Origin of the sequence: Rhodococcus sp. RS1C4 (genome assembly GCF_002258225.1) — a bacterium.
GTDB classification, from domain to species: domain Bacteria; phylum Actinomycetota; class Actinomycetes; order Mycobacteriales; family Mycobacteriaceae; genus Rhodococcoides; species Rhodococcoides fascians_E.
This window is the reverse complement of the sequence record NZ_NOXZ01000070.1, coordinates 1-2,153: the sequence shown is the minus strand read 5'-3', so window position 1 is coordinate 2,153 and position 2,153 is coordinate 1. Positions and strand designations below refer to the sequence as shown.

Sequence of the window (2,153 nt, the reverse complement as noted above, 5' to 3'; positions counted from 1 at the left end):
GAGGGTGTCGACGGCGATCTGTAGCCCTTCGAGGGGGCCGTAGGCGGTGTCCTCGTGTTCGATGTTCACGGCGATGTCGGGGTCCACGGAGTGCAGGGCGCGCAGGAACCGGGTCCAGAAGTCGACGTCGTGTCCGTTGCCGACGGCGACGAAGTCCCACGCGGAGTCCTGCGGCCAGACATTGACGAAGTGCTTGCCGCCGAGGCTGATGCGGGGTCCGTCCTGCGGTGCGCGGGTGAATCGGTCGTCGAGGACTCCGTAGATCTCGCAGTCGGGGTTGATTCGGGTGTCCTTGGCTGCGGCGTGGAAGACCAGGGGGCCGAGCCATTCGATGGCTTTGACCGGGTCGATGCCCTGCCAGAACAGGTGCGAGGGGTCCATTTCGGCGCCGACGTTGCTCAGGTCGCCTTTGTCGACGAGGCGCTTGAGCGTCGGTGGGTTGAACACCAGGTTCTGCGGGTGCATCTCGATGGCGACCTTGACTGAGTGCTCACGGGCGAGAGCGTCGATCTCTTTCCAGAACGGCACCGCGACCTGATCCCACTGGTAATCGGAGGAGTCGAGGTATCCCGAATCCCAGGTGTTGACATGCCATGCCGGCCACGTCCCACCCTCGTGGGCTGCGGGCAGACCGGACATCGTCACCACCCGGTCGATGCCGAGCAGACCGGCGACACGGATGGACTTGCGCAGGTCCTCGGCGTCCTCGGGGCCGACCTCCGGGTCGGGGTGCAGTGGGTTGCCGTTGCAGTTCAGGCCGGCGATCGAGACGCCCGTGCCCTCGAACACCGCGAGGTAGTCGGCTGGGCTGATGGTGCCGGCGAGCAGGTCGTCGACCGGAATGTGCACCGGTGGCAGGAATCCACCGGAGTTGATCTCGATGCCTTCGAGACCGAGTGAGGCCACCGTCGCGATGGCGTCGGGCAGGGACTTGTCGTGCAGGATCGCGTTGTAGACGCCGAGTTTCATCGTGAGCTTCCTTGCGAGTAGAGGGTGGGTCAGATCTTGACTGCGGTGCCGTTCGCGGCAGCGGATTCGGCGATGGCGGCGACGATCTGCATGCCGCGCAGTCCGTGCGCGAAGTCCGGGAGCGGGGGCAGGCCGGTCAGTCCGGCGACCTGGTCGAGGAATGCCCGTGCCTGGTAGGCGAAGAATTCGGCTTTGCCGTGCCCGACGCCGCCGGCGTCCATCGGCAGCCCGCCCTGGATGTAGGGGTGCTGGGGTCCGATGATGACCTGACGGCGGCCATTGACCGTCTCGTCGATGTCGGTGGTGGAGATGTGGAACTCCGCGGCTCGCTCGAGCGCCCACGACGCCGACCCGCGCGTGCCGAACACATCGAAGGACAGACCGTCGGGATTGGCGTGCGAGACCCGCGAGGCGGAGAAGGTTCCGACGAATCCGCCGGCGAACTGCGCGGTGAAGGTGGCGATATCCTCGTTCTCCACCGGCGCCGTCTCCCCGGTGGTTTCGGCTTTGGTGTGACCGTAGGTGACCCCGACCGGGACGGGGCGTTCGGTGACGACGGTGGAGAACTGCGCCCCGCGGACCTCGACGATCGGTCCGGCGACGTACTCGGCGAGATCGATCAGATGACTGCCGACATCGGCGAGTGCACCGGTTCCCTGCCCGCCGCGGTACCGCCAGGTGATCGGCCCGCTCGGATCGAGGGAGTAGTCGGCGCGGTAGCGGCCGTCGAAGTGCACGATCTCACCGAGGCGACCGGCGGCGAGCTCGTCGGCGATGGCCTGCACGGCCGGGGACCGGCGGTAGGTGTAGCCCACCGAGGCGATACCGCTCGATGCCGCGGCCGCGGCGACCATCGACTCCGCATCGGCCAGCGACCCTGCCAGCGGCTTCTCGCACAGCACGTTCTTGCCTGCAGCGAGCAGGCCTTCGACGATCTCACGGTGCAGGTGATTGGCGACGACGACGGACACGACATCGATGTCCTGTGCCTCGGCGATCGCCTGCCAGCTGTACTCGGCGCGCTCGTAGCCGTACCGCTTGGCGGTATCGTCCGCGACACCCTTGTTGGTGTCCGCGATGGCCACCAAACGTACATCCGGGCGGTCGGTGCCGAACAGCGTCGACGCCATCCGGTACCCGGCGGCATGGGCGCGTCCGGCCATACCGCCACCGATGACGGCTAC

Annotated in this window: 2 protein-coding genes; both read right to left on the bottom strand. The window is 67.2% G+C overall.

What is annotated here, in order from left to right; genetic code table 11:
* A partial coding sequence (locus CH289_RS27825; RefSeq protein WP_094729138.1) for a sugar phosphate isomerase/epimerase family protein occupies positions 1–969 on the bottom strand: 969 nt, incomplete at its 3' end.
* Positions 970–998: 29 nt separating this feature from the next.
* The coding region (locus CH289_RS27820; RefSeq protein WP_218828478.1) for a Gfo/Idh/MocA family protein at positions 999–2,153 on the bottom strand (1,155 nt) is incomplete at its 5' end.